This window comes from Thermodesulfovibrionales bacterium (genome assembly GCA_035686305.1).
Classification (GTDB): domain Bacteria; phylum Nitrospirota; class Thermodesulfovibrionia; order Thermodesulfovibrionales; family UBA9159; genus DASRZP01.
The window spans coordinates 39,409-45,408 of the sequence record DASRZP010000093.1 but is presented as its reverse complement, the minus strand read 5'-3'; the positions used below and the strand labels follow the sequence as shown (position 1 = coordinate 45,408).

At 52.2% G+C, this 6,000-nt stretch carries 6 protein-coding genes; all 6 read right to left on the bottom strand.

The window, feature by feature from the left end; translation table 11 throughout:
* Nucleotides 1–180: 180 nt before the first annotated feature.
* A complete protein-coding gene (locus tag VFG09_10870; GenBank protein HET6515652.1) occupies nt 181–1,392 on the bottom strand; it encodes a bifunctional 3,4-dihydroxy-2-butanone-4-phosphate synthase/GTP cyclohydrolase II in 1,212 nt (403 codons plus the stop codon).
* A gap of 157 nt (nt 1,393–1,549) precedes the next feature.
* A complete protein-coding gene (ribE, locus tag VFG09_10865) occupies nt 1,550–2,203 on the bottom strand; it encodes a riboflavin synthase (GenBank protein ID HET6515651.1) in 654 nt (217 codons plus the stop codon).
* Nucleotides 2,204–2,205: 2 nt separating this feature from the next.
* Nucleotides 2,206–2,553 carry a hypothetical protein gene (locus tag VFG09_10860; protein ID HET6515650.1) on the bottom strand — a complete coding sequence of 116 codons (348 nt, stop codon included), beginning with the start codon at nt 2,551–2,553 and terminating at the stop codon, nt 2,206–2,208.
* Nucleotides 2,550–3,164 carry a signal peptidase I gene (gene lepB, locus VFG09_10855; protein ID HET6515649.1) on the bottom strand — a complete coding sequence of 205 codons (615 nt, stop codon included), beginning with the start codon at nt 3,162–3,164 and terminating at the stop codon, nt 2,550–2,552. The genes VFG09_10860 and lepB overlap by 4 nt, the downstream gene beginning before the upstream one ends.
* Before the next feature lie 32 nt (nt 3,165–3,196).
* The gene (gene lepA / locus VFG09_10850) at nt 3,197–4,984 is read right to left on the bottom strand and encodes a translation elongation factor 4 (protein HET6515648.1); all 1,788 of its coding nucleotides are present in this window, start codon (nt 4,982–4,984) and stop codon (nt 3,197–3,199) included.
* 54 nt (nt 4,985–5,038) lie between these two features.
* A complete protein-coding gene (locus VFG09_10845; protein HET6515647.1) occupies nt 5,039–5,965 on the bottom strand; it encodes an ROK family protein in 927 nt (308 codons plus the stop codon).
* Nucleotides 5,966–6,000 lie beyond the last annotated feature (35 nt).

Sequence of the window (6,000 nt, the reverse complement as noted above, 5' to 3'; positions counted from 1 at the left end):
TATAAGGACTAAGGATTGTTGCCATAGAGCACGAGAGACAATTTATACTTTCTTGCCGGTTATATATATCTTGCTGAATATACATCGACACAAGAAATAAAGGCTCTTAAAGATGAGGACGTCATTTTCGAGACAATGACGAAAGGAGATACAAAATATCCTGTCCCACTTCAAACAAGTCTAGACGTTCTCGAGCATGTGGCCGAGTTTTTTCTTCTTTGTCTTGAGGTAGATGATATTCTTCTCGTGAGGGCTCGTCTCGATCGCCATCCTCTCGACGACCTTGAGACCGTATCCTTCAAGGCCGACGATTTTCTTGGGGTTGTTGGTCATGAGGCGCATCTTCCTGACGCCGAGGTCCACAAGGATCTGGGCGCCGATACCGTAATCCCTCAGGTCGGGTTTGAACCCGAGCTTCAGGTTTGCCTCGACAGTATCGAGTCCCTTGTCCTGGAGTTCATAGGCCCTCAGCTTGTTCGCCAGGCCTATGCCCCTGCCCTCCTGCCTCATATAAAGGATAACGCCCTTCCCGGCCTTATGGATCATCGCCATTGCCCTGTGGAGTTGTTCCCCGCAATCGCATCTCTTCGATCCGAAGACATCGCCGGTGAGGCATTCCGAGTGGACCCTCACCAATACCGGATCCTCAGGCTTTATCTCTCCCTTCACGAGAGCGATATGGACATTCGAATCCATGTCATTCGTATAGGCGACAGCCCTGAACTCTCCGTGGTCGGTAGGAAGTTTCACATCAGAGACCCTCTTGATGAACCGGTCAGTCCGTATCCTGAAGTGAATAAGGTCCTTCACCGTCACGATCTTCAGGTGATGTCTTGCAGCAAACTCCATGAGCTCGGGCACCCTCGCCATGGTACCGTCATCGCTCATGATCTCGCAGATTACACCGGCGGGATAGAGACCTGCAAGTCTTGAGAGATCGACAGATCCCTCGGTCTGGCCGGCCCTCTGCAAGACTCCGCCCGGCTTTGCGCGGAGAGGAAAGACATGGCCGGGCCTTGCAAGGTCTTCAGCGGTCATTTTCGGGTCGATAGCCGTCAGTATCGTTGTTGCCCTGTCAGCGGCAGAGATCCCTGTAGTAACTCCCTTCTTCGCTTCTATCGAGACGGTAAAGGCCGTGCCGAACTGGGACGTGTTTGCATCGGTCATCATCGGCAAGTTCAGCTCTTCCACGCGCTGAGGGGTGAGCGAGAGGCAGATCAAGCCCCTGCCGTGCTTTGCCATGAAGTTGATGGCTGCCGGCGTCACCTTCTCTGCAGCCATGCAGAGATCACCTTCATTCTCCCTGTCCTCATCGTCGACGAGGATGACCATCTTGCCCCTCGCTATATCCTTGATAGCCTCATCAATCGTGTTGAACGTATATTTCTGCAAAGCCCTACCTCCTTAACTCACCCATAAGCTCATTCGTAATGTGTCATTCCCCCTTGTCGGGAATCTTTCTGAAGAACGACTCCGGACAAGCCGGAGTGACAGACAGTGCTACTATACTTATGGTCTCCTTAGTAACTCTTCCTATGCGGTCCCTTGATTAGATATACCCTGCCTTCGTCAGAGACTGCATAAGCTTATCGTCTCCCCCTGTCGCCTTTGTCCTGCCTCCGGCAAGAAACCGTGCAACGTATTTGCCGATGATATCGGCTTCAAGGTTTACCGTCTCTCCTATGCCTTTCAAGCCGATGGTCGTGACAGCTGCCGTGTGAGGGATAATGACGATACTAAAGGTATCTTCGGAAACGTCGACGACAGTAAGGCTTATTCCGTCGACCGCCACCGATCCCTTACCGACGAGAAGTCCCGTTACGTCCGAAGGCGCACCGATAACAATCTTGAGCGTGTCGCCGACAACAGTCTTCGAGAGGACCTTTCCCACGGCGTCTACATGACCCGTAACAAAGTGACCGCCCAATTTTCCGTCGGCCCTCAGCGATGGTTCAAGATTGACCTTATCTCCTCCCTTGAGCTCTCCGAGATTCGTGGACCTCAGTGTCTCTTCGGAAAGATCGAAGGTGAGGAGATCGCCCCGACGGTTTGTTACCGTGAGACATGCTCCGCTTATGGAGATACTGTCGCCTATGACGGCATCCTGCTGCAAGGTTACAGCCTTTACCGTAAGAGATGCACCTGACCGCTTCCGCATCAGCGATATGACATCCCCCATCTCTGAAATGAGACCGGTAAACAACGTTATGCCTCTATGTCGAGAGTAAAGTGCAGTGTCCTCTGATAGAGTCCAAAGATGTCGACTTCAGCAGACCATGCGGTCTTAACCTGGACGAGGTTCGCTTTCTTCGTGACGAGGATGTCCTTTTCCTTAACGGGTATGTTGAAACTCTGTGCAGACTCGTAGATCTTGGCCCGTGTCTTCTCGACATCACCGAGCTCGATCCTTGCAATCTCTTTTGCCTCGGTCTTGAAGGTTTCATACTGGTAGTAAGGTCTTCCGAACTGGATTCCCACATAAACGGTCGCCGCCATGAACGCCATGGTCAGGAGAGCTTTTATGAATCCCTGTTGATTTCGAAGCACTTTCATCGCACCAGCCTCCCAATCCTTTCGAATCTCGGAAAGGTCTTCTTGCTGTCCCAGGACCAGTAGATGATGAGTGCCTTTCCGCGGATCTCTTTCATATCAACGTATCCCCAATATCTGCTGTCATAACTCTGGTCACGGTTGTCTCCCATCATAAAGAATTTGTTTTTGGGCACGATAAGGGGACCGAAATTGTCTCTCGGCTCAATGCCCCCGGGTCTGACGGAATCGTCGGTATGTTGGATAAAAGGCTCGCTCGCCGGTTTTCCGTTTACATAGATGATCTTATTCCTCGATTCGATCATATCTCCCTCGACGGCAATCACCCGTTTGATGAAATCCCTGCTCGGGTCTTCCGGATATTTAAACACTATTATATCACCTCTTTCCGGCTTCCTGAAGACAAGGACCCTCTTGTCCGAAAAGGGGATAGGTGTCCCATAGATGAATTTATTGACGAGGATATGGTCTCCTATCAGGAGCGTGGGGATCATGGAGCCTGAGGGGATCTTAAACGCCTGGATGAAGTATGCCCTGATGAAGAGGGCGAGGAGAAGGGCCGTTACAATGGCCTTTGTGTATTCCCAGAGAATCGCTTTCTTGTCTCTTTTCACTCTTTCTTATTCCTCCTTAGCGTGTCTCGTCGTCACTTTACCTTCAGTACGGAGAGGAAGGCCTCCTGGGGGACCTCTATCCGCCCCACCTGTTTCATGCGCTTCTTTCCTTCCTTCTGCTTTTCGAGGAGCTTCCTTTTCCTCGTGATATCACCGCCATAGCACTTTGCGAGGACATCCTTTCTCAGGGCCTTGACGCTTTCCCTCGCGATGATCTTGCTCCCTATCGCCGCCTGTATCACAACCTCGTAGAGCTGCCTCGGAATGACTTCTCTCAACTTTTCTGCTATCTGCCTGCCCTTATAATATGCCTTGTCCCTATGGACGATCAAGGAAAGGGCATCCACGGGCTCTCCGTTCAGGAGGATGTCAAGGCGGATGAGATCGGATGCCCTGAATCCAACAAAGTCGTAGTCCATCGAGGCATAGCCCTTGGAGATGGATTTCAGCCTGTCATAGAAGTCCCAGAGAATTTCGTTGAGGGGAACCTCATAGACGACCATGATCCTCTCCTTGCCGATAAAGGTGAACTCCTTCTGGGTACCGCGCTTTTCCTGGCAGAGTTCAAGGATAGGACCGATATAGGGTTGCGGCACAAATATGGTTATCGCGACGAAGGGTTCCTCTATGCTGAGGAACTTTTCTGGCAGCAAGGTCGGATTATCTACGAAGACGACATTCCCCTTCACGCCAGTCACCCTGTAGATGACGGTCGGCGCGGTGCTGATGAGTGAAAGACCGAATTCACGCTCAAGTCTCTCCTTGATGATTTCCATATGGAGGAGACCGAGGAATCCACACCTGAACCCGAAGCCCAGGGCCGACGATGTCTCGGGTTCATAGGAGAAGGAAGAGTCATTGAGCCTCAGCTTTTCGAGGGCGTCTTTCAATCCTTCATACTGATGGGTCTCCGTCGGATAGAGTCCGCTGAAGACCATAGGTTTTATCTCCCGATAGCCGGGACAGGGTTCGGTGGCGGGATGACTGGCGTCGGTTATGGTGTCTCCAATCTGTGTCTCGTTCACGCTCTTGATCCCGGCGATGATGTATCCAACCTCCCCCGCAGAAATCTCTTCAACGGGCACCATCTTCGGGGTGAAGACCCCAACGTGCGAGACCTCAAAGTCCTTCCCCGTCATCATGAGCCGTATCTTCATACCCGGCCGTGCTCTTCCTTCAAAGAGCCTGACGAGAACAATGACGCCCTGATAATTGTCAAACCATGAATCAAAGATGAGTGCCTTCAGAGGATTGTCGGGATTCCCTGAAGGAGGAGGGACCTTTCTGACGATCGCCTCGAGGATCTCTTTTGTGCCTAAGCCTTCCTTCGCACTTGCAAGGATAGCGTCTGAACTTTCTATGCCCAGGACCTCTTCTATCTGCTCCTTGACCCGGTCAGGCTCGGATGCAGGAAGGTCTATCTTGTTGATGACCGGAATTATCTCGAGATTGTGCTCTGTGGCGAGGTAGGTATTCGCAACGGTCTGGGCCTCGACGCCCTGCGTCGCATCGACAATGAGCAAAGCCCCTTCGCAGGAGGCGAGACTCCTTGAAACCTCGTAGGAGAAGTCCACATGGCCTGGCGTATCGATGAGGTTCAATACGTATTCCTCTCCGTCGTCGGCCGCGTAATGAAGCCGCACTGCATGGGCCTTGATCGTGATGCCCCGTTCCCTTTCGAGATCCATCGAGTCAAGGACCTGGGCCATCATCTCCCTCGAGGTCAAGGCGCCAGTATATTCCAGCAGCCGGTCCGCAAGGGTCGACTTCCCATGGTCGATATGTGCGATTATCGAAAAGTTCCTTATATGTTCAGGCATAGCGCTAGGAGGAAGGGACGAGGGATGAACGCCGACGGGAATAGATGAGGTTCATTATTCATCTCCGCTGTGAAGGGCAAGGTATGCAGCTCCCATAATCCCGGCATTATCGCCGAGGGAAGAAGGGATGATCTGGATGCTGTCAAAGAGCTTCTTGAAGGTCCTTTTGGATGCCTCTCTGATCGCCTCTTTGATATAGATATTCCAGGCCCCGATGAGTCCTCCCCCAAGAATGACCGCTTCAGGGCTGAAGATGTTTATGCAGTTCGAGATCCCGACGCCAAGGTATTTCCCGGCTTCCCGCAGAACATCCCGTGAAAGGTTGTCACCCTCAAGTGCTGCCTTGTAAATATCCTCGGGAGTCAGTTTATAGATATTGCCCTGATAGAGTTCCTTGAGGATGCTTTGCGAGGCGTGTTCGAGTGCGGTGACGGCATAGCCGAGAATTGCCCTTGCAGAGGCGTACGATTCCAGACACCCGTAGTTCCCGCATGAGCATTTCACCCCGTTTGCGATGATGCTCATATGTCCCAACTCGGCGGAAACGTCCATGAGCATCCCGTCGTGAATGACTCCTCCTCCAATGCCGGTCCCCAGGGTGAGGAGGACGAAATTCTTAAAGTCCCGTCCGGCGCCTGTCCACTTTTCACCGACGGCAGCGACGTTCGCGTCATTTTCGATAACAACGGGTACGCCGAATTTCGAACGCACCTCATCGACGATCTTCACCCCCTCAATCGAGGGGAGATTGGGAGAGACATCAACGGCAGTCCTTTCCCTGTTTATGAGCCCCGCCACACCGATGCCTATTGCCGCAACATCGTCGGTGAATACTTCGGAGATCGCATGGAGGAGAGGCTCCTCAATCCCTTCGAGGGAAGGCACCTTAATTTTTTCCACGATGCTGCCCCCCTCTGATACGAGGCCTACCCTCAGATTGGTGCCTCCGAGGTCAATTCCTATGGCATGGTGTTTTATCATCGCATTTCCTGAGGATGAATCAACGAAGATGTATC